The 19,923-nt window shown below is 63.8% G+C and carries 17 protein-coding genes and 1 pseudogene; 14 read left to right on the top strand and 4 right to left on the bottom strand.

The genetic code is table 11. The features are described 5' to 3' along the window. Positions 1-19: 19 nt before the first annotated feature. Entirely contained in the window at positions 20-2,989 is a 2,970-nt protein-coding gene (locus sphantq_RS23405; protein ID WP_066532466.1) for a Tn3 family transposase, read from the bottom strand. A gap of 140 nt (positions 2,990-3,129) precedes the next feature. On the opposite strand from sphantq_RS23405, the gene sphantq_RS23400 reads away from it, so the two are divergent. The 4 genes and pseudogenes from sphantq_RS23400 (at position 3,130) to sphantq_RS23385 (ending at position 5,171) form a co-directional block, all read left to right on the top strand. Further along, positions 3,130-3,699, top strand: coding sequence for a recombinase family protein (locus sphantq_RS23400; protein WP_011607925.1), 570 nt, complete (start codon positions 3,130-3,132; stop codon positions 3,697-3,699). Positions 3,700-3,745: 46 nt separating this feature from the next. Continuing rightward, positions 3,746-3,925, top strand: a pseudogene (locus sphantq_RS23395) (YnfA family protein); the annotation flags it as partial. Next, on the top strand, positions 3,925-4,680 hold the full coding sequence (arsH, locus tag sphantq_RS23390; protein WP_272800793.1) for an arsenical resistance protein ArsH: 756 nt from the start codon (positions 3,925-3,927) through the stop codon (positions 4,678-4,680). The pseudogene sphantq_RS23395 and the gene arsH, both read left to right, overlap by 1 nt. Then, positions 4,680-5,171 (top strand): arsinothricin resistance N-acetyltransferase ArsN1 family B, encoded by a 492-nt coding sequence (locus sphantq_RS23385; protein WP_272800796.1) that lies wholly within the window; start codon positions 4,680-4,682, stop codon positions 5,169-5,171. The genes arsH and sphantq_RS23385 overlap by 1 nt, the downstream gene beginning before the upstream one ends. Before the next feature lie 192 nt (positions 5,172-5,363). Here sphantq_RS23385 and sphantq_RS23380 read toward each other — a convergent pair whose 3' ends face one another. From sphantq_RS23380 to sphantq_RS23370, 3 genes are all read right to left on the bottom strand, one after another. Continuing rightward, entirely contained in the window at positions 5,364-7,187 is a 1,824-nt protein-coding gene (locus sphantq_RS23380; protein ID WP_272800792.1) for a ParB/RepB/Spo0J family partition protein, read from the bottom strand. A 40-nt stretch (positions 7,188-7,227) separates the two neighbouring features. Continuing rightward, complete coding sequence (locus sphantq_RS23375; RefSeq protein ID WP_272800791.1) at positions 7,228-7,419, bottom strand: hypothetical protein; 192 nt, start codon at positions 7,417-7,419, stop codon at positions 7,228-7,230. A 466-nt stretch (positions 7,420-7,885) separates the two neighbouring features. After that, positions 7,886-8,290 (bottom strand): MerR family transcriptional regulator, encoded by a 405-nt coding sequence (locus sphantq_RS23370; protein ID WP_272800790.1) that lies wholly within the window; start codon positions 8,288-8,290, stop codon positions 7,886-7,888. Between the two features lie 71 nt (positions 8,291-8,361). Between sphantq_RS23370 and sphantq_RS23365 the strand changes: the two genes are divergently transcribed. The 10 genes from sphantq_RS23365 (at position 8,362) to sphantq_RS23320 (ending at position 19,869) form a co-directional block, all read left to right on the top strand. After that, the gene (locus tag sphantq_RS23365; RefSeq protein ID WP_272800789.1) at positions 8,362-9,012 is read left to right on the top strand and encodes a cation transporter; all 651 of its coding nucleotides are present in this window, start codon (positions 8,362-8,364) and stop codon (positions 9,010-9,012) included. Between the two features lie 65 nt (positions 9,013-9,077). Continuing rightward, positions 9,078-9,377 carry a hypothetical protein gene (locus sphantq_RS23360; RefSeq protein ID WP_272800795.1) on the top strand — a complete coding sequence of 100 codons (300 nt, stop codon included), beginning with the start codon at positions 9,078-9,080 and terminating at the stop codon, positions 9,375-9,377. Between the two features lie 57 nt (positions 9,378-9,434). Further along, entirely contained in the window at positions 9,435-10,724 is a 1,290-nt protein-coding gene (locus tag sphantq_RS23355) for a TolC family protein (protein ID WP_272800788.1), read from the top strand. Continuing rightward, positions 10,721-11,899 (top strand): efflux RND transporter periplasmic adaptor subunit, encoded by a 1,179-nt coding sequence (locus sphantq_RS23350; RefSeq protein ID WP_272800787.1) that lies wholly within the window; start codon positions 10,721-10,723, stop codon positions 11,897-11,899. Before sphantq_RS23355 ends, sphantq_RS23350 begins: the two co-directional genes overlap by 4 nt. Positions 11,900-11,903: 4 nt before the next feature. Further along, complete coding sequence (locus sphantq_RS23345) at positions 11,904-15,128, top strand: efflux RND transporter permease subunit (protein ID WP_272800786.1); 3,225 nt, start codon at positions 11,904-11,906, stop codon at positions 15,126-15,128. A gap of 57 nt (positions 15,129-15,185) precedes the next feature. Further along, complete coding sequence (locus tag sphantq_RS23340; RefSeq protein WP_272800785.1) at positions 15,186-15,680, top strand: SRPBCC domain-containing protein; 495 nt, start codon at positions 15,186-15,188, stop codon at positions 15,678-15,680. Beyond that, complete coding sequence (locus sphantq_RS23335) at positions 15,677-16,057, top strand: hypothetical protein (protein WP_336314468.1); 381 nt, start codon at positions 15,677-15,679, stop codon at positions 16,055-16,057. The genes sphantq_RS23340 and sphantq_RS23335 overlap by 4 nt, the downstream gene beginning before the upstream one ends. 31 nt (positions 16,058-16,088) lie before the next feature. Continuing rightward, positions 16,089-16,742 (top strand): ZIP family metal transporter, encoded by a 654-nt coding sequence (locus tag sphantq_RS23330; protein ID WP_272800784.1) that lies wholly within the window; start codon positions 16,089-16,091, stop codon positions 16,740-16,742. Further along, positions 16,739-17,344 (top strand): cation diffusion facilitator family transporter, encoded by a 606-nt coding sequence (locus sphantq_RS23325; protein WP_272800783.1) that lies wholly within the window; start codon positions 16,739-16,741, stop codon positions 17,342-17,344. The genes sphantq_RS23330 and sphantq_RS23325 overlap by 4 nt, the downstream gene beginning before the upstream one ends. Continuing rightward, complete coding sequence (locus sphantq_RS23320) at positions 17,341-19,869, top strand: heavy metal translocating P-type ATPase (protein WP_272800782.1); 2,529 nt, start codon at positions 17,341-17,343, stop codon at positions 19,867-19,869. The genes sphantq_RS23325 and sphantq_RS23320 overlap by 4 nt, the downstream gene beginning before the upstream one ends. Positions 19,870-19,923 lie beyond the last annotated feature (54 nt).

The raw sequence follows: 19,923 nt of genomic DNA, 5'->3' as shown, positions 1-19,923 counted from the left end.
GAGAACAACCGAGGAACGCTTAGGCGGCGCGGCTGTCCGGCGGAAGATTGAGGGCCTTGCGGCCAGCGGAAGCGGCGGCTCGATCCCAGAGGAAATCGCCGGAAAAGGCAATATGCTCCCAGCCAACCGGCGACGTATGGACAAGCAGATCATCGGGGACCGGGGCCGCTGCCGATCGCAGATGCTGGAGGGCGTCGGCCATGTAGATCGTGTTCCAATAGACGATCGCCGCGATGACTAGGTTGAGGCCTGATGCCCGATATTGTTGAGCTTCATGGCTGCGGTCGATGATGCGGCCCTGGCGGAAGGTGTAGATCGCTTGCGTCAGGGCATGGCGCTGCTCGCTGTTGTTAAGGCCGGCATGGCATCGCCGGCGCAGATCGGGATTTTCAAGCCAGTCCAGCATGAACAGGGTCCGTTCGATCTTGCCGATCTCCTGTAGTGCGACGTCGAGCTGGTTCTGCCGTTCGTAGGCGGCGAGCTTTCGCAGCATGACCGACGGCGCGACGTGGCCAGCCTTGATCGACCCCACGAGGCGCAGCACGTCGTCCCATTGTTCATTGATGATGTCGGTGCGGATACGCTTGCCCAACAACGGGGCGATGGACGGATAGGCCGAAACCGGCGCGATCGGCGCAAGCCGCCTGTCCGGAAAGTCGCGCAGGCGCGGGCAGAAGCGAAATCCCAGCATCGCGCACAGGGCGAAGACATGATCCGTCGCTCCGCCGGTGTCGGTGTAATGCTCGACGATCCTGAGATCGGTGCCATGGCTGATGAGGCCGTCGAGGACATAGGGCGCTTCATGCGTGGCGGCCGAGATCACATTGACGTGGTAGGGCCCGCGCTGATCGGAAACATGGGTGTAGAAGCTGAAGCCATGATCGACGCCATAGCGCGCGTTGATGTCGCCGCCCGATGCGCCGCGCTTCGCGCCCCTGAAGAACTGACCATCGGAACTGGACGTTGTGCCGTCGCCCCATACCCGCGAGAATGGCAGGCGGTGGTGCGCGTTGATGAGGACGGCGAGCGCCGCGCGGTAGCTCTCGTCGCGGATATAGGCGTCATGGGTCCATAGGAGTTGATCGCGCGTGACGCCCTGGCTCGCGGCGGCCATGCGCGACAGGCCGAGATTGGTGGCGTCGGCGAGGATCGTGGCGAGCAGCGCATTTTCATTGGGACATAGCTCGCCGGTGCGCAGGTTGGTGAACGCCGAAAGAAAGCCAGTTTCCTGCGCCACCTCATGTAGCAGTTCGGTGATACGGATGCGTGGCATCATCGCATCGAGCCGGTCGGCCAGGGCTTCGGCGTCGGGCGTTGCGATCGTGCGAACGGGGGATATCTGGAGGCGGCCGTCGCGGTATCGCACACCCTCCAGAGCGTCGCGCTTCAGGCTCCGGGCGAATTTCTTCAGCCGCCAGTCCAGTTCGCGGCCCCGCTGTTCGAGCCATTCGCCGGCTGTGGGTGGCAGACCAAGAGCCGACACGATCGGCTTGGCCTTCGGTTCGCTTAGCAGGTAGCTGTCGAACTGGCGGTATCCCGTCGATCGTTCCACCCAGACATCACCGGAGCGCAGCTTGTTGCGCAGATGCGCGATAGTCGCGATTTCCCAGAGCCGCCGATTGATCTTGCCGTCATCGCCCATGACGATTTTCTGCCATTCCTTGCGGAAGGGCATCGGAGCGTCGGCAGGCAGATCGCGCTTGCCCGACCTATTGAGGTCGCGCAGCATCTCGATAGCGGCAATCGTTTTCGCGCTGCCCTTTCCGGCCCTGAACTGTAGCGCTTCAAGCAGATCAGGGGCGAACTTGCGCAACGTCGCATAGCGGTCGGCCGCGACCCTCAGCGGATCAAGATTGGCGGTTTCCGCGATCGTCGCCACTTCCGGTCTGGCCTTCAGGAGGGTGTGCCATCCTACTGAGGCATCCAGGACCTCCATAGGATCTTCGCCAGTATCGACTGCATCGGTGAGCGCGTCGATCGTCCTGCGGAAGATCAGCATCAGCCGGGCCACGTTCTTCGACGTGGCGGCATAGCTGCGCGCCTGGGCGTTCTTCGCGCGGGTGAAGATGCCGCCGATCAGCTTGTCCGCCATCTCCAGGGCGCTGTCCGTCAGCCGTTCTTCAAGATCGAGCAGGAAGGCAACGAGCGTGGCGCGTCGCCGGGAGGGAATATAGCGCTCGATCATATAGGCAGGCGACGCACGGCCTTCCCTGACATATTGCCGAAATCGGTCCGCGTGGATGCGGCCCGCGACGTCGGGGGAAATGCCGATCTTCCGCACCTGCCTCAGACGGTCGAGGATCTGGCGGACGTGATCGGGCTTGGCCGCGACGGGGATGGTCTTAAGCAAGGCGAGATGGCTCATGCCGCCGGCGGCGTCGAAGAGCTGATCGAGGGCCTGGACCTGTTCGGCGCTGAGATCGGCGATCAGGGCGTGGGCGGCCTGCTTGCGCGCGCGGGCACGTCCCGCGCTGCTGGCGCGTTCGATGGTGGAGATGGACGGCAGCAAAATCCGGGCCTCGCGCAGGGCGGTGACCACGCCCATCGCAATCGTCATCCCCTTGTCGGTCGCCCATGCCGTTCTCGCGGCCGCCTCGACCATGAAGGGAATATCGGCGCGGGTTGGCCCCCGAAGCCCCAAACGCGCCGCCAGCTCACGGGCATGATCCGTCATTGTCTGATCCCGCGCCGCATAGTTGGCCAGCTCGGTTACGTGCAGACCAAGTTGCTCCGCGACGAAAGCGGCGAGATCATGGGGTATTGCTCCCCTGTCCTGTATCAACTGCGCAAGCGTGATGCCCGGGTGCCGCAGGAGCGCGAGTTGCAGCGCCACGCCCAACTGGTTCCGTCGCTCCCGTCGCGCGCCGATGATCTCGATATCGGAAGGCTCGAAGGTATAGAGCCGGGCCAAATGGTCGCGATCGGTCGGGATGGCGAGTATCTGATCGCGTTCGCTCTCGGTCAGGAGTTGATGCTTGCGCTTCGTCATGCCGTTTCCTGTCCACAAAAGGTCATCTGGGCCTATGGACAGCGAGGAGTAAAGAGACATAGTATGTGGACGGATATGGGTGGGGCGCAGCGGCTGCCCTCCATAGCGTCCACAGAACGACCGTTTGGGAGACGTGCGGCATGGGTGATATTCTGGGCTATGCCCGCGTCAGCACCGGCGATCAGGACGTTGCGGGCCAGACCATGCGTCTGGAGAAGGCTGGCGCCATCAAAATCTTCACCGATGTCATTTCAGGTAAGAGCATGGAACGGCCCGGTCTGGCTGAGCTAATCGCCTATGCCCGCAAGGGTGACACGCTGGCGGTGGTCCGCCTCGATCGGCTTGGGCGCTCGCTTGCCGAACTTCTCACCACGGTTGAGACGCTACGCGGTCAGGGCATCGCGCTCCTGAGCCTTGAAGAAAAGATCGACACTTCGTCAGCTGCCGGCGAGCTCATCTTCCATGTGTTTGGGGCCATCGCCCATTTTGAGCGACGGCTGATTTCTGAGCGAACCAGAGATGGTATTGCCGCCGCCCGTGCTAAGGGCAAACAGCCTGGCCGTCAGCCGCTGGACATGTCCAAAGTGGATGCGGCCATCAAGCTGGTCGAAGCTCGTATCTCGCCTACCGAAGCAGCGCGGCAACTCGGCATCGGCCGATCGACCATTTATCGCGAAATGCGTAGGATGGGAATCGAACGGCCCGCCTGATTAAGCGTCCGTCCGTTCGCATCGAGCGTTCGCCATGCGTTCTCGCTTAGCGTTGTTTAGCGTACTTTCCACGCTATGCCCTCCATATGGCGGCATCTACATTTGTGCGTCCCTCGCGTGGCTATGGGCTGTGGAAGGCGTGCGTCCAGATCGCTGGGACGTCGGCGGAGCCGCCCTTTGCCTCATTGGCACCTGTGTCATCCTGCTAGGACCAAGGACCGCCTGATGCCTCTTCGCGATCTCCACGACGCCGACAATCTTCCGGCGCTCGATACGGCTTATGTCCATCAGCGCCCCGCCCTGGGGCTGGGCGCGCTCGATCCCGCGCCGCGCATTCTGCTGCTCTATGGCAGTCTGCGCGAGCGATCATTTTCCCGTCTCGCCGTGGAGGAAGCCGCGCGGCTTCTACGTTTGTTCGGCGCGGAAACCCGCATCTTCGATCCATCGACCCTGCCGCTGCCTGACCAGGTGGCGGGAGACGATCACCCCGCCGTCCACGAACTGCGCGACCTGGCGCTGTGGTCGGAGGGGCAGGTGTGGTGCAGCCCGGAGCGGCACGGCCAGATCACCGGCATCATGAAGGCGCAGATCGATCATCTGCCGCTGGAAATGAAAGGGATGCGGCCGACGCAAGGTCGCACTCTGGCGGTCATGCAGGTTTCCGGCGGCTCGCAGTCGTTCAATGCCGTCAACTCGCTTCGCCTCCTCGGCCGCTGGATGCGGATGTTCACCATCCCCAATCAGTCGTCCGTGGCGACGGCATACAAAGAGTTCGACGAGGCGGGCCGCATGAAAGCGTCCAGCTACTATGACCGCATCGTCGACGTTATGGAGGAACTGGTGCGTTTCACCGTCCTGTTGCGCCCGCACGCGGACCAGCTCGTGGATCGCTACTCCGAGCGTCGATCGTCGGGCGTGCCGGTCGATCCGGCTACGGATCTGTCGAGCATCGCTATTGCGGCGCAAGGCCAGCGCCCTTGATCGTCACTCAGATCCGTTCAGCCACAACAGGCGACGCCCCAGCCATACAGGCGATTTACGCGCCTGTGGTCCAGCATACCGCCATTTCCTTCGAGGAAACGCCGCCGAGCGTGACCGAGATGGCGGCACGGATCGAGGCCGCCATGCAGGATTATCCGTATCTGGTGGCAGAGCTGGATGGCCAGGTGGCCGGTTATGCCTATGCCAGCCAGCATCGCACTCGCGCGGCCTATCGCACATCCGTCGATGTGACGGTCTACATTGCCGAAGGGGCAAGGCGGACCGGGGTCGGGCGTGCCCTTTATGGCAAGCTGCTACCTGACCTTTCCGGACGCGGTTTTCATGCAGCGTTCGCTGGCATCGCATTACCCAACGAGGGCAGCATTGCTCTGCACGAGAGCATGGGTTTCACACCACTCGGGATCTACCGTGAAGTGGGCCGCAAGCTCGGAAAGTGGCACGACGTAGGCTGGTGGCAGCGTCTTTTGTGAAAAGGGCCTGACTGGATTCCATAGTCGCCCCAGCGCCGCGCGGCCTTGGTCGCGCGGCGCCGCGGGTCCACCAGGATCGGCGAGCGCGCCCGTTATGCCGTGGCATGGCGGGCGCGCCGGGGCGACGGGCGCACCGCACCGGATCTTGATATAGAGAGAGAAGGGGGCCGGTTCGCACCAGCCCCCGCTCGGTCAGGCGTCTTCGTTCTCGGCCATATCCTCTTCATCCATCATGTCGCCTTCCTGATCCATGCTCTCGTCGGCCTGATCGAAGGCACCGATCTTCATGGGAGCAGGAAGCCAACCTGCGGGCAGGCGTCCTGACACGTTGACCGCGAGGTCGGCCTTCTTCTTGATGGTTGCGCAGTTCTCCGCACTCGCCGCACCGACTTCATCGGTCAGAAGAGTGATCAAGGCAGCGCGGCGCATCTTGTCGAACAGGGCAATAGGGGCGGTCCAGCGAGCCGCGATGTCCACCCCGCTTGCGCGCGCGATCTGCTCGAACTGGTGATGCCGCTGACCGGGGGAACCACCCGAAAACACGGTGCCGTCCACCATCATCGCAACGAGGCCGGCCAGCAGCGTCATCTTGTCCTCGCCCGTCATGGCCCGGATCGCCTCGAACCGGCCTTCTTCGGGGATGGAAGCGAAGCGGTTAGCCATCACTTCCTCGACGGCCTGCACGTCGCTGGTCGCCATCAACTCGTCCGCAACGTCGGTCGCGATGGCCTTGGCCTGCACCTCGACCGCCATCTGGTAGCTGTGGGCACCATGAAGCAACTGCCCGGCAAGGCTGTCCAGCAGAACCTCGAGAGCCAGCGCCGGGTCGGCCGCGACCGCTTCCTGCACGATCCGCGTCTTGATGCGCGACAGGTCGGCGAGCAGGCTGTTGCTGTAGAGCGGGATCGGCCCGTCATGGCTCGCCTTGGGCTTGGGTTCGGCCTTGGCGCGATAGAAGCTCTTGCCCAGCGTCCCGTCCCGCGAAATCCATAGCGCAACGCCGCCCACCGATACTTGCTCGGCAGTGAAAGCGCGCTGGCCTTCCATGATCACTTCCTGCTCGTCCACCAGCGGTTCGATCCGCTCACTGTCCTCGCCTTCCTCGTCGGCAATCGCCTCGATCTCGGCGGCAAGGACGGCCATTCGCTCCGCTTCGGCCTCGGTCGGCTCGCGTGTAGCGGGATACATGCTGCCCTTCATATAGAGGTCATAGGGCCGCTCGATTTCGGCGCGCACTTCGTGCCACCCGATGCTGCGATAGTCGGCCGCGATGGCCTCCAGCTTGTCCTCCGCCAATTCCTGCACGAGTTCGGGGCTGTCAGCAAAACCCTCATCCCCTTGGCTGAACAGGTCCACGGTGATCGTGCCGCCCTTCGCCTCGTAGGCTTCGCGCCCGACGAACAGGAACATGCCGCTGGTCGTATCGACCTTCTCAGTAGTGAGCATCCGGCGGATGATATGGGCCTGCCCGTTCGCCGCCTTGCACACCTTCACTTGGAAGTCGTGATCGTCAGTCAGGGTAAGCGCGCGGGCGGCTTCAAGGGTCAATTGATCCTTGGCGATCAGGTCGATCAGCACCGGGGCAAGCGCGGAAAGGCGCAGCATCTTGTACACGAAACTGACCGCCTGACCGAACCGGGCCGCGATTTCCTCGGCGTCCATGCCGGTATCGCGCAGAGCCGCAAAGGCGCGGATACTGTCCGCAGGGTGCATGTCTTCACGCTGGAAATTCTCTGCCAGTGACAATTCGATGGCCTCTTCCTTGCTGCGTACCTCGACAGGGAAAAGATCGCTGTTCCTGACCTTCTTGCGCTTCACCAGTTCCTTGAGGCCGCGATAGCGCCGTCCCCCTGCGAATACCCACAACAGGCCGTCTTCCTCATAGGCGACAAGGTTCTGCAATAGGCCATGCGCGTGAATATCGTCGGCCATGGACTCGATTGCCGATGGCTTGATGCGGCGCTGGTTGAGTGGGGAAAGACGAAGCTGCGACAGCTTGGCGGTGATGATAGCCATGATGAATGCTCCTGATCTGTAATGTCGATGATGGGGGAGGTCAGCCTTCGAGGGCTGCGAGTTCGTCAAATTCGGCGGAAGCACGCGCGGCGGCGTCGCCTGCGTAGGTCGCGCCAGTTCGCGGATAGAAGAACACGCGCTCGCCCTTGTGGTAGGGGCTGCCGTCCGCGCCGGTCCCGTCCACTTTGGCCCGTTTCCAGTAGGGATCGCCCTTGTATCGTGTGTAAGCCATTGTCCTTGTTCTCCTTCCTTCGGGGCTGAAAGCCGCTTGCTCTGCGGCATGCGGCTCTGCCTCTCCGGCGAGGAGCGGGATGGAGAGGGAGGAGGAAAATCGATGGCCTGGCGCGGGCAGGCCGCCCTAGCGCGGCCGACGCCCATCGGGGCGTCGGGTGCCGCGCTTGGCGGATCACACGGGGGTGTCGATTTTGCTTCGGGAACGAAAGGGCAGCGGCCCTTGGTGTTCCCCGCGTGCGCGGGCCTCCGGGGGAGGGCCGTAAGCGCCAAGGGAAGATGTCGCGCTGTGCGCGGCTATTGGGGGGTGTGCCACATGGCACACCCCCTCACGCGAGGATCGTTACCCTAAATGGGCCGAGACGCCGGTACGGTGGCTTGGTCGGCGCCTGCCGCCGATAGAGCCGTGCCCGCCAGGGCCGCGCCCTGTATCTGTGTTCTTAGACCCCGCACATCAGCGTATCAGGTTACAGGCGCCCCGGTGCGCCCGAAGACAAAGCGTCGATGACCTTGCATTCCGCGATCGTCGTTGCCTCGCAGTCGCCGCCCCAACGCACCACCTCGCTCCGCAAGGCCGTCAGATCGGCAAGCTTACGATCGATCTCGTCGATATGAAGTGCCACGATGCTGTCCACCGCCTCGCAAGATCCACGAGGATTATCGGCCAAGCGCAAAAGGTCGCGAACCTGATCCAAGGTAAAGCCAAGGTCGCGCGATCGTTTGATGAAAGACAATCGATCGAGATGAGTCTGGCCATACAGCCGGTAATTCCCGCCGCTACGTGTTGGCGGTTCGATTAACCCCTCGGCCTCATAGAAGCGGATGGTCTCGATTTTCAGTCCGGTTTGCTTGGCAATGGCACCGATCTTCATGAGCCGTCCCTTGACCCTCTAGTAGGATGAGGGTTCATATAGGGCGCCCGACGCACGAATCGAGGCATCAGATGGCGGACGACTGCTGTTCGAAAAAAAGTGATACGATCGCTGAGCTGGGCCGAAAAGCGGATCAGCGGCGCGTCCTGATCACCGTGATGGTGATCAACTTCGTGATGTTCATCGCCGAGTTCGGCGGCGGTCTGGCGGCACGCTCATCGGCGCTGATGGCGGACTCCGTCGATATGTTTGGCGATGCGCTCGTCTATGCACTGAGCCTTTACGCCTTGAGCCGGGGGCCGCGCTGGGAGGCAGGGGCCGCACTCGCCAAGGGCGGCGTCATCCTTGTTTTCGGCATCGCGGTGGTCGTGGAGATAGCCGACAAGCTCGTGAACGGCGTGCCGCCCTCCTCGACGCTGATGCTCGCGTTCGGCAGCGCCGCACTTGTGGCCAACGTCGTTTGCCTGGCGCTGCTGTGGCGGTTCCGCACCCAAAATGTGAATATGTCGAGCACGTTCGAATGTTCACGCAACGACGTGGCCTCCAACATCGGCGTGTTGATTGCTGCCGGACTGGTAGCCGCCACAGGCTCGGTCTGGCCCGACATCGCCGTCGGCGCGGTGATTGCGCTTATCTTCCTGCGCTCGGCGTCGCGCGTGCTGGGCGAGGCGATCCCCGCATGGCGCGAAGCACGGCCAGTGCCTCCTGAAGTTATGCAATGACACTTGCCGGCATCTCGTTTAGATCACGGCACATGCTGCGCAGGCTCTGCTCACTCTTGCTGGTTATGATCGCGTCGTCGCTTGTGCTGACGGCGACGATCCATGCACGCGAGGTTTCCGGGCAGAGCATGGTGGATTGCGCCGGCGTCGTACATGAAGATGGCGATGCTGATCAGTCTCAGGGCGACGCCGACAAGGCGATGCCCCATCACCACAGCACCTGCCATGGTCCGACATTGGACATACCCGATACAAGCGACCTGTATTCCCTGGGCGAGGCGGGCGGGATACGTCCGTTTCCTGCGGCGCATAGCGCTTTGGCGTCCTATCGGACTGGCCCTGCACTAAGGCCGCCCGCCGCCTGACACGACCCGCCGGTCGGCGCTCGCCGGCCAGATGTGTTTTGTCAGGATCACCAGATAATGAAAAAGATGTTCGTGGCCATGATGGCCGCGGCGTCCTGCGCTTCAATGGCGCAGGCGCAGCAAACGCCACCGACTGCGGCGACGCAGCCGCTTGGCGTCTATACCCTCGATCAGGCCGTATTGGCCGCAGGCGGCGCGGCGCCTGCCGCTGACGCGGCATCGGCCGCAATCGAAGCGGCGCAGGCAGAACGGACGGTCGCGGGGCTACGGCCCAATCCTGTGGTTCAGGGCCAGGTCGAAAACGTCGCCGGCTCTGGCCCATACAAAGGTCTGCAAAGTGCAGAGACGACCGTAGGTGTTGCGATCCCGATCGAGTTGGGCGGCAAGCGCGGTGCGCGTGTCGCTGTCGCCAGCGCACAGTTGTCGCGTGCCGAACTGCAGGCGGCGATCACCGCGAGCGATATTCGCCTGCAGGTGACGCAACTCTATATCGAGGCGATCGCGGCCGAACGCCGGCTCGCAACGGCGCGCGATCAGGCGCGTATTGCCGCCGAAGTGCTGCGCGGCGCGGGTGTGCGGGTTCAGGCTGGCCGGGCCTCGCCGCTCGAACAGCAACGCGCCGATGTCACGAGGATCAACGCCGATGCCAATGTGGAACGGCTGACCCGCCTTGCCGAAGCCGCGCGCGCGAACCTTGCGCGGCGGATTGGTCGACCGATCGACGCGATGCTCGATGCCGCGCTTCTCGACCAGCTCCCGGCGCCGACCTTCGGCCCTGTCGAAACGCCGCCGGCGGCAAACACCTTGGCGCTCGCCGCTGCCGATGCCGATCTGGCTATCGCCGATGCCGGCGTGAGGCTTGCGCGGGCGAACCGGGTGCCGGACCTCAACGTCGGCCCTGGCCTGCGGCGGCTCGAAGCGACCAACGACACCGCTGCGGTATTTTCGATCTCCATTCCGATTCCGCTGTTCAACAACGGCCGCGCGGCCATCGCGCAGGCGAGCGCGCAGCGCACCCAGGCAGAAGCCTTGCGGCGTGTCACCGCCCTCGATGTCGAGCAGGCGATCACGAATGCGCAGGCGGAGGCCGCAAACGCGGCCACGACCGCTCGCGCTGCAGCCGGACCGGCGCTGGCAGCGGCGCAGGAAGCTGCCCGGATCGCGCGGATCGGCTACCGTGAAGGCAAGTTCGGCCAGCTCGATCTGCTCGATGCCGAACGCACTCTTGCCGAGACGCGCGTCGCCGCGATCGACGCACTCGCCAATTATCAAAATGCTCGCGCGCAACTGGAGCGGCTGACCGCCCCCGCGACGGCGACCACGATTTCGGGGGATACCGACCGATGAAGACCATCCTTATGGGCGGCGCGCTGCCGCTTGGCCTCGCCTTGCTCCTCTCCGCTTGCGGCGGCAGTCCTGAAGCCGGAGATACGTCCGCAACCAATGAAACCGCGGCCGATGCTCACGAAGGCGGCGGTGACGAGGCGCATGCCGATGAAGGCGCGGTGACGCTGACGCCCGACCAGATCAAGTCCGCCGGGGTCCAGATCGGCCGCCCGATGACAGGCGGCGCCGGGACGATCGAACTCCCTGCGACTATCGAAGGCGACCCGCAGGGGACGCAGGTCGTTTCGGCCGCGATCGGTGGCCGCATTGTGGCATTGACCCGCAATCTGGGCCAGTCGGTTGGCAGAGGGGAGACGATCGCGGTCATCGAAAGCCGGGAAGCCGCTCAGCTCAAAGGGGAAGTCGAAGCGTCGCGCGCCAGGCTGGCACTCGCCAATTCCAACCTTGCACGTGAACAGCGCTTGTTCGCACAGCGCGTGTCGCCCGAACAGGACCTGATAGCGGCACGAACGGCTGCCACCGAAGCACGGATTGCCTACCGTCAGGCCCAAAGTCAGGTCTCGGCCGCCGGCGGCGGCGGGGGTGGTGGCGGGCTCAACCGCCTCGGCATTACCGCCCCTATTGCCGGTCAGATCATCTCGCGTCCGGTCGTGCTGGGCCAGACGGTCACTGCCGACGCGGAGCTGTACCGTATCGCCAATCTTGGCCGGGTATCGCTGGCGCTGAACCTCAAGCCCGAAGATGCGGGCAGGGTGAAGCCCGGCAACGTGGTGATGGTGACGGCGCCAGGCAGGCAGACGAGCGCCCGCATAACGTTCGTCTCGCCCGCGCTTGATCCCCAGACCCGGCAGGTGCCGGTCATCGCAACGCTCGACAATCGCGGCGCGCAGTGGCGTGTCGGCGAACCCGTCACTGCCGCGGTGCAGCTGAGCGGCAATGCCGGAAGCTCTGCGGTACGCGTGCCGACGACGGCCATTCAGACCGTCGAAGGCAAATCGGTGGTCTTTGTCCGCACCGCCAAGGGGTTCCAGGCGACCCCGGTCACGCTGGGCGACGCTTCCGGCGACACCGTCATCGTCCGCTCTGGTCTCACCGGCCGCGAACAGATCGCCACTACAGGCAGCTTCACGCTCAAAGCCGAACTCGGCAAGGGCGAAGCGGCGCACGAGGATTGATGCCATGATCGCCCGTATCGTCACATGGGCGGTCGAGAAGCGCTGGCTCGTCCTGCTTCTCACCGCCGTCGCCACCGCCATCGGTGCCTATTCACTCTACCGGCTCCCGATCGACGCGGTGCCGGACATCACCAACAACCAGGTCCAGATCAATGTCCGCGCCTCGGCGCTCTCGCCCGAATTGGTCGAGAAGCAGGTCTCGTTTCCGATCGAAACCGCGCTTGCCGGCATTCCCGGCCTTGAAAACACGCGCTCGCTCAGCCGCAATGGGTTCGCGCAGATAACTGCCGTCTTCGACGAATCCACCGATATCTATTTCGCCCGCCAACAGGTGGGCGAGCGTCTGGCGGGCGTCGCGGAAAACCTGCCCGACGGCGTGAACCCCGAAATGGGACCGATCGCGACCGGACTTGGCGAGGTCTATATGTGGACTGTCCGGCTTGATCATCGACAAGATGACAAGCATCGCCCCGGTGAGCCGGGTCAGCAGCCCGACGGCAGCTACATCACGCCGGAAGGTGAACGGCTGACGAGCGACGAAGACAAGGCCACGTATCTGCGCACCGCGCAGGACTGGATCGTCACGCCGCTTTTGAAGAACACGCCGGGTCTTGCCGGCGTCGATTCCATCGGCGGCTATGCCAAGCAGTATCTGGTCGTCCCCGACGTCCAGAAGCTCGCTTCCCTGAACATCACGCTCACCGATCTTGGCACCGCACTCGAGAAGAACAACACCAGCGTGGGCGGCGGCTTCGTCAACCGCAACGGCGAGGGCCTGGCGGTTCGCTCCGACGCGCTGGTGCGCAACGCGGCCGAACTGGCACGCACCGTCATCGCGACCCGCGAAGGGGTGCCGATCACCCTTGACCAGGTTGCCACCGTTCGCACGGGTCAGGCGATCCGTATGGGCTCGGCCTCGGAGAACGGCACCGAAGTGGTCGTGGGCACCGCGATCATGCGGATTGGCGAGAACAGCCGCAACGTCGCCACGGCGGTCGCTGATCGGCTGAAGGAGATCAACGCCTCGCTGCCGCCCGATGTCGTGGTGCAACCCGTTCTGGACCGGACCGCGCTGGTCAATTCGACGATCAAGACGGTCGCCAAGAACCTCTCCGAAGGCGCGTTGCTCGTCATCGTCGTGCTGTTCCTTCTGCTCGGCAATTTCCGCGCCGCGCTCATTGCGGCGGCGGTGATTCCGGTGACAATGATGCTCACCGGGTTCGGCATGCTGCGTCTGGGTGTCTCGGCAAATCTGATGAGCCTGGGCGCGCTCGACTTTGGTCTCATCGTCGATGGCGCTGTAATCATCGTCGAGAACGCGCTGCGCCGCCTTGCCGAGCAACAGCACCACGAAGGCCGGCTGCTCAGCATGAAGGAGCGCCTCGAAGCCGTTGCCACGGCGGCGCGCGAGATGATCCGGCCCTCGGTCTACGGGCAGGCGATCATCATCCTCGTCTACGTGCCGCTGCTCACGCTCACGGGCGTGGAGGGCAAGACGTTCGTGCCGATGGCGCTGACGGTCATCATCGCCCTGCTTTTCGCCTTTGCCTTGTCGCTGACATTCGTACCCGCGGCGATTGCCATCTGGCTGTCCAAGCGGGTCGAGGAGAAGGATGGACGCATTATCTCATGGCTCAAAGCCCGTTACGAACCGGGTCTCGAAAAGGCTATGAAACGCCCATCGCTTACAATCGGCGCCAGCGTCGTCAGCCTCGTCGCGGCGGCTCTGGCCTTCACCACACTGGGCCAGGTCTTCCTTCCCCAGCTCGACGAAGGCGATTTGCTCATCCAGGCGCTGCGTATCCCGGCGACTTCGGTTCAACAGAGCCAAGCCATGCAGGTGCCGATCGAGCGGATAGTCGCAAAGCAACCCGAGGTGCGCTTCGTCTTTTCCAAGACGGGCACGGCCGAGCTGGCATCGGACCCGATGCCGCCCAACGCGACCGATATGTTCGTCATCCTCAAGCCCCGCGATCAATGGCCTGATCCCAAGCTGGCCAAGGAGGAACTGGTCGAGCGACTGGAAGGCCTGCTCGGCAAGATTCCGGGCAACGCCTACGAGATCACGCAGCCGATCCAGATGCGGTTCAACGAGCTGATCGCCGGCGTGCGCGGCGACATCGCGGTCAAGGTGTTTGGCGACGACTTCGTTGCCATGAACCGTACCGCCGAACAGATCGCCGGTGTTCTGCGCAAGACGCAAGGCGCAGCGGACGTGAAGGTCGAGCAGACGACGGGTCTGCCGATGCTCGATATTCGCGTCAATCGCGACGCGATGGCGCGGGTCGGCGTCACCGCGCAGGACGTGCAGGACACGATCACCGCCACCATCGGCGGCCGCGAGTCCGGCATGATCTTCGAGGGTGATCGCCGGTTCCCGGTGGTCATCCGCCTGTCGGACGCGCAGCGCGCGGATCTGCGTCAGCTCGAACAGGTGCAGGTGCCGATTGCCGGGGGCGGTTATGTGCCGCTGTCCAGCGTCGCCAGTATCGGCGTTGTCGACGGGCCGAACCAGATCAGTCGCGAGAACGGCAAGCGCCGCGTCGTCGTGCAGGCCAATGTGCGTGGACGTGACGTCGGCAGCGTGGTGGCGGACGCGCAGGCGGCCGTCGGGCAAAACGTGCGCTTGCCCGCTGGCAGCTATCTTGAATGGGGCGGGCAATTCGAGAATCTCGAATCCGCCAGTCAGCGGCTTCAGCTCGTGATACCGGCCTGCTTCATCTTGATCCTGCTGCTGCTCTACGGGGCATTGGGATCGGCACGGGATGCCGCGATCGTGTTCACCGGCGTGCCCTTCGCCTTGGTCGGCGGCGTGCTGCTGCTGTTTGCCCGGGGCATGGACTTCTCGATCTCGGCTGCGGTCGGTTTCATCGCGCTGTCGGGTATCGCGGTCCTCAACGGCCTCGTCATGGTCAGTTCGGTGCAGGACCTGATCCGGTCCGGCATGGACCGGGCAGAAGCTGCACGGACAGGGGCCATCCAACGACTCCGTCCGGTCGTGATGACGGCCTTGGTCGCCAGTCTCGGCTTCGTGCCGATGGCGTTTGCGAGCGGGGCCGGCGCGGAAGTGCAAAAGCCGCTCGCAACTGTTGTCATCGGCGGTCTCATCTCCGCGACCTTTTTGACGCTGTTCGTGCTGCCCACGCTCTACGCGCGTTTCGGGCAGCAGGCGGTGAAGGGTGACGAGGGCGACGAGAGGGAAGAGGCTGCCCCGCCGCAGCATGCATGACCGCAAAAGGAGGGCGAAACTTCGCCCTCCTCACCACGTTCAGAAAGGAGGCATCAGGTGTCAGTGATCGAAAATGTGATCAGCCTCAAGGCATCGCCGCTGCGCATCTGGTCGGTGCTCACCGACTTTCCAGCGCATTCCCGGTGGAATCCCTTCATTCGACTTTCCGGCGCTGCGGTCCAGGGCGGCGAGACCGCCTACATTTTCCGCATCGGTAGGCTCGATAAGGAGCTGACCGCCAAGGCGAACATCATCTGCGCCGATAAGCCGCGTATGTTCACCTGGACCGCGGGCGTTCCCAAACTCCTCATGTTTGAGGAAAATTATAGTCTGGAGAGCGAGGCCACGGGAACGCGTGTGCGGCATAGCCTGCGCTTCTCGGGCCTCCTTGGCGCGCCTCTGGCGGCGATGATGCGCCGCAAAATTCACGCCAGTCTCGCCCAGTCGGATGCCGGTCTGGAACGGCATCTGCGGCGGCTGTCGGCCCAACCGGCTGCGAAGGGGCGCACCTTGCCGGCTCGCAACGGCTTCAGAAGCAATCGGAGGCCATGATGGCGTTCTCATATTCGCGCGTGCTGGCGATCGCCGCTGCGCCAATGGCATTGGCTGCATGTTCGGAGCAGCCGACGACAAAGGCGCCGACAGAACAGGAAATTCACGCGAATGACAGCGCGGACGCAAGCGGCAGTCCTGGCCGCCATCCGTATGAGTGCGACGACAAGCGCACGCTTCTCATCGACTTCAAAAACGAAGGGCTGACCCTTGAGATCCGGCGCAATGCCGATGCGGCACCTATCGTCCTGACCGCACCAGCACAGGGCCTCCAATATGTTGGCGATACGGCCAGTGCGACCTTCCGAGGTAACGAGATCAGGATCGAAGAGACCGGAAAGCCAACTGCCGTGTGCACGAAGGCAACGAACCTGTGACCAATCCCCGCATCATCATGGAGCGCTGACGATGGCCGCGATCATATTCGGGGCGCTCATCGCCGGGTGGCGGTCCCCCGGCGAAAAGCTGGTCGCGGCCATGCAGCATCTGGCAGCCGGCGTCGTGTTCGCAGCCGCTGCCACGGAAATCCTGCCCCTGGTCAAGCACGGTGGTTCTCCGAGCGCGACGCTGATCGGCGGCGCACTCGGCGTCGCCGTCATGCTGAGCCTCAAGGCGGCGGAAAGCCGGTTCAAGGGACCTGTCGCGCTACTAGCGGCCATCGGACTCGACCTTGCCATAGACGGCCTGGTTCTGGGGCTCGCCTTCATCGCCGGCGAGAAGGCAGGGACACTGCTCGCCGTCGCGCTGACACTAGAGGTGCTGTTCCTTGCGCTTACCCTTACCAACGACCTTGCCGGCAAATATCGCAAGGCCAAGGCGATCGGCCTGACCTGCGCGCTGGCGTTGCTTTTGCCCTTCGGCGCCCTCGTCGCGCAGCCAGTGGCGTTGCTGACGCCGGTATGGATTACCGGGTTCCTGAGTTTCGGGCTCATGGCACTGCTCTATCTCGTGACCGAAGAACTGCTGGTCGAAGCCCACGAGAAGCCGGACTCCCCGCTCATCAGCGCCATGTTCTTTGTCGGGTTTCTCGCACTGCTGCTTATCGAGGAGATCATGGTATGACGCCCTCAGACCGACAGGCGCCCAATGAGCGCCGGACGTTATGGATAGTCCTTCTGCTCAACGCAGCGATTGCGATCGGATTCTTCACCTCCGGCCTGATCGGTGATTCCAGCGCGCTGATCGCCAATGGTGTCGACAATCTATCCGATACGGCCGTTTATGGATTGAGCCTTGTTGCGCTAAGCCGCGGACAGACCTGGAAAACGCGAGCGGCGCGGGCATCGGGCGTGATGCTGCTGATCTTCGCGGTCGGCATTCTTCTCGATGTTGGACGCCGCTATCTCCAGGGCAGCGAGCCGATCGGACCTACGATGATGGTCATGTCGGCGGTTGCTGCGATCGTGAACTATATCTGCCTGCGGATGCTCCAGCGGCTAAAGCAGAAGGACGTGAACCTTCGCGCCGCCACGACCTTCAGCTTCAACGACTTCATCTCCAACGGCGGCATCCTGATCGCGGGGGCATTGGTGTTGTGGCTGGGGACAAACTGGCCCGATCTAATCGTCGGCCTGGCGACCGCGCTCATCGCGATCAAGGGCGGCATAGAAATCCTGCGCGATGCTCGTGCAGAAGCGAAAAACAGCGCGGAGACGATGCGATGACCGACAAGCTCAAACTCGATATCCCCGTCCTGCTGCCGCAGATCCCTGACGCGGCCGATGCTTGCGTTGGCCGGCTTGTCGCGACACTCAAGGCGAAACTTGGCGTCGAAGAGGCGCATGTCCTTCCCGCCGATGGCGATACCCCCGCAAAGCTGTGCATCCATTTCGACAGCGCGGCATTGCCGATGTCACGTGTGCGCGAAATGGTGCGCGCAGCCGGCGCCGAGATTAGCGGACGATACGGCCATGCCAGGTGGCAGGTCGAGGGTATCGGCCACGAGCGCCGCGCGCGCACCATTGGCGAAACCCTGTGCCGGGTGCCCGGCGTGCTGCAGGCCGACGCCAGCGCCTCGGGCAGCATCCGTGTCGAATATGACAAGGAGCGGGTCGACGAGGCGTTCATCCTCGCGGCGCTCGGCAAGCTCAAGGTCAGACCGGCACAGCGGACTGGCTCGGAGCACGTCGGACACGATCACAGCGCCAGTGACCATACAGACCACGACCACGGCGACGCCAGTCATGGAGAGGACGCTGAGAAACATGGGCCGGGTGACGGGCATGATCACGCCCATGCCAATTTTCTTGGACCCAACACCGAACTGATCTTTGCGCTCGCGTGCGGCGCACTGCTGGCGATCGGCTTCGCGGTCGAAAAGCTGGTAGCGGGCACGCCCGAATGGCTCCCGACCGCCTTCTATGTGGGTGCTTATGGTTTTGGCGGATTCTTCACGCTGCGCGAGGCGATCGACAATCTGAAGCTCAGGAAATTCGAGATCGACACGCTGATGCTCGTGGCAGCCGCTGGCGCCGCAGCGCTGGGTGCCTGGGCGGAAGGCGCGCTCCTGCTGTTCCTGTTCAGCCTCGGCCATGCACTCGAGCATTATGCGATGGGGCGCGCCAAGCGGGCCATCGAAGCGCTCGCCGAACTCGCGCCCGACAAGGCGACGGTGCGCCGCGACGGGCAGACCACGGAGCTTGCCGTCGAGGAGCTGGTGATCGGTGATGTGGTGATTGTGCGTCCCAACGAGCGCCTGCCTGCCGACGGCTTCGTCATCAAGGGTTCGAGCGCGATCAACCAAGCCCCCGTCACCGGCGAGAGCATCCCGGTCGACAAGGAGCCTGTGGCCGACGTCGAGGCGGCACGCGCGAAGCCCGATGCGGTCGAAGCGACGTCCCGGGTGTTCGCCGGTACGATCAACGGCAGCGCCGCGATCGAGATCGAGGTGACGCGGCGTTCCAACGAAACCGCGCTCGCCAAGGTCGTGAAGATGGTGAGCGAAGCGGAGACGCAAAAGTCTCCCACGCAGCGCTTCACTGATCGGTTCGAACGTGTCTTCGTGCCGGCGGTGCTGGCTCTATCGTTCATCCTCCTGTTCGCGTGGGTCGTGATCGACGAGCCATTCCGCGACAGCTTCTATCGGGCGATGGCGGTGCTGGTCGCCGCCAGCCCCTGTGCGCTCGCCATCGCTACCCCCAGCGCCGTGCTTTCGGGCGTTGCGCGCGCGGCACGCGGCGGCGTGCTGGTGAAGGGCGGTGCTCCGCTCGAAAACCTCGGTTCGTTGAAGGCGATCGCGTTCGACAAAACGGGCACCCTGACGGAAGGCCGCCCGCGCATCATTGATGTCGTGCCGGTGGACGGCGCGAGCGAGGAAGATCTGTTGACGCTCGCCGTCGCAGTCGAGGGTTTGAGCGATCACCCTTTGGCGCAGGCGATCGTCAAGGATGGGTGCGAACGCTTGGGCGGGCGCGACCTTCCGACCGCGACCGACCTCAAGAGCCTGACCGGACGCGGCGTCACTGCGACCGTCGGTGGCGAGACGGTGTGGATCGGGAAGGCCGAGATGTTCGGCGTGGAGGGCATCCCTGCGCTGAATGCGGCCGCTACTGACGCCATCGCGGCCCTGCGCGAAGGGGGGCGCACCACGATGGTGGTGCGCAAGGGCGATCGGGACATCGGTGCGATCGGGCTGATGGACACGCCGCGCGAGGCGGCCAAGATCGCGCTCAAACGCCTGCGGGACATGGGTATCACCCGGATGATCATGATCTCGGGCGATCACCAGAAGGTAGCCGACGCCGTCGCCAGGGATGTCGGACTTGACGAGGCATGGGGCGACCTGATGCCGGAGGACAAGGTCGCCGCGATCAAGAAGCTCGCGGGTGAGGACAAGGTCGCGATGGTCGGCGACGGGGTCAATGATGCACCGGCAATGGCATCGGCGACCGTTGGCATTGCGATGGGCGCTGCCGGCTCGGATGTGGCTCTGGAGACGGCCGACGTGGCGTTGATGGCCGACGATCTGGCCCATCTGCCGTTCGCGGTCGGCCTAAGCCGCCGCACACGCGGCATCATCCGGCAGAATGTGTTCGTCAGCCTGGGTGTCGTCGCATTGCTTGTGCCAGCAACGATCCTTGGCCTTGGCATCGGTCCGGCAGTTGCGATGCACGAAGGCTCCACGCTTCTCGTCGTCTTCAATGCACTGCGCCTGCTCGCCTATCGCGATGTGGCGAAGCAAACGTCATGACCTGCTGATCGGCGGCAACGATCAGCCCTTCACGATCGGCGCCTCGTCCGCTCG

Origin of the sequence: Sphingobium sp. AntQ-1 (assembly GCF_028538045.1) — a bacterium.
Classification (GTDB): Bacteria; Pseudomonadota; Alphaproteobacteria; order Sphingomonadales; family Sphingomonadaceae; genus Sphingobium; species Sphingobium cupriresistens.
The sequence above is the reverse complement of the archived record's forward strand: the minus strand, read 5'-3'. Positions and strand labels throughout refer to the sequence as shown.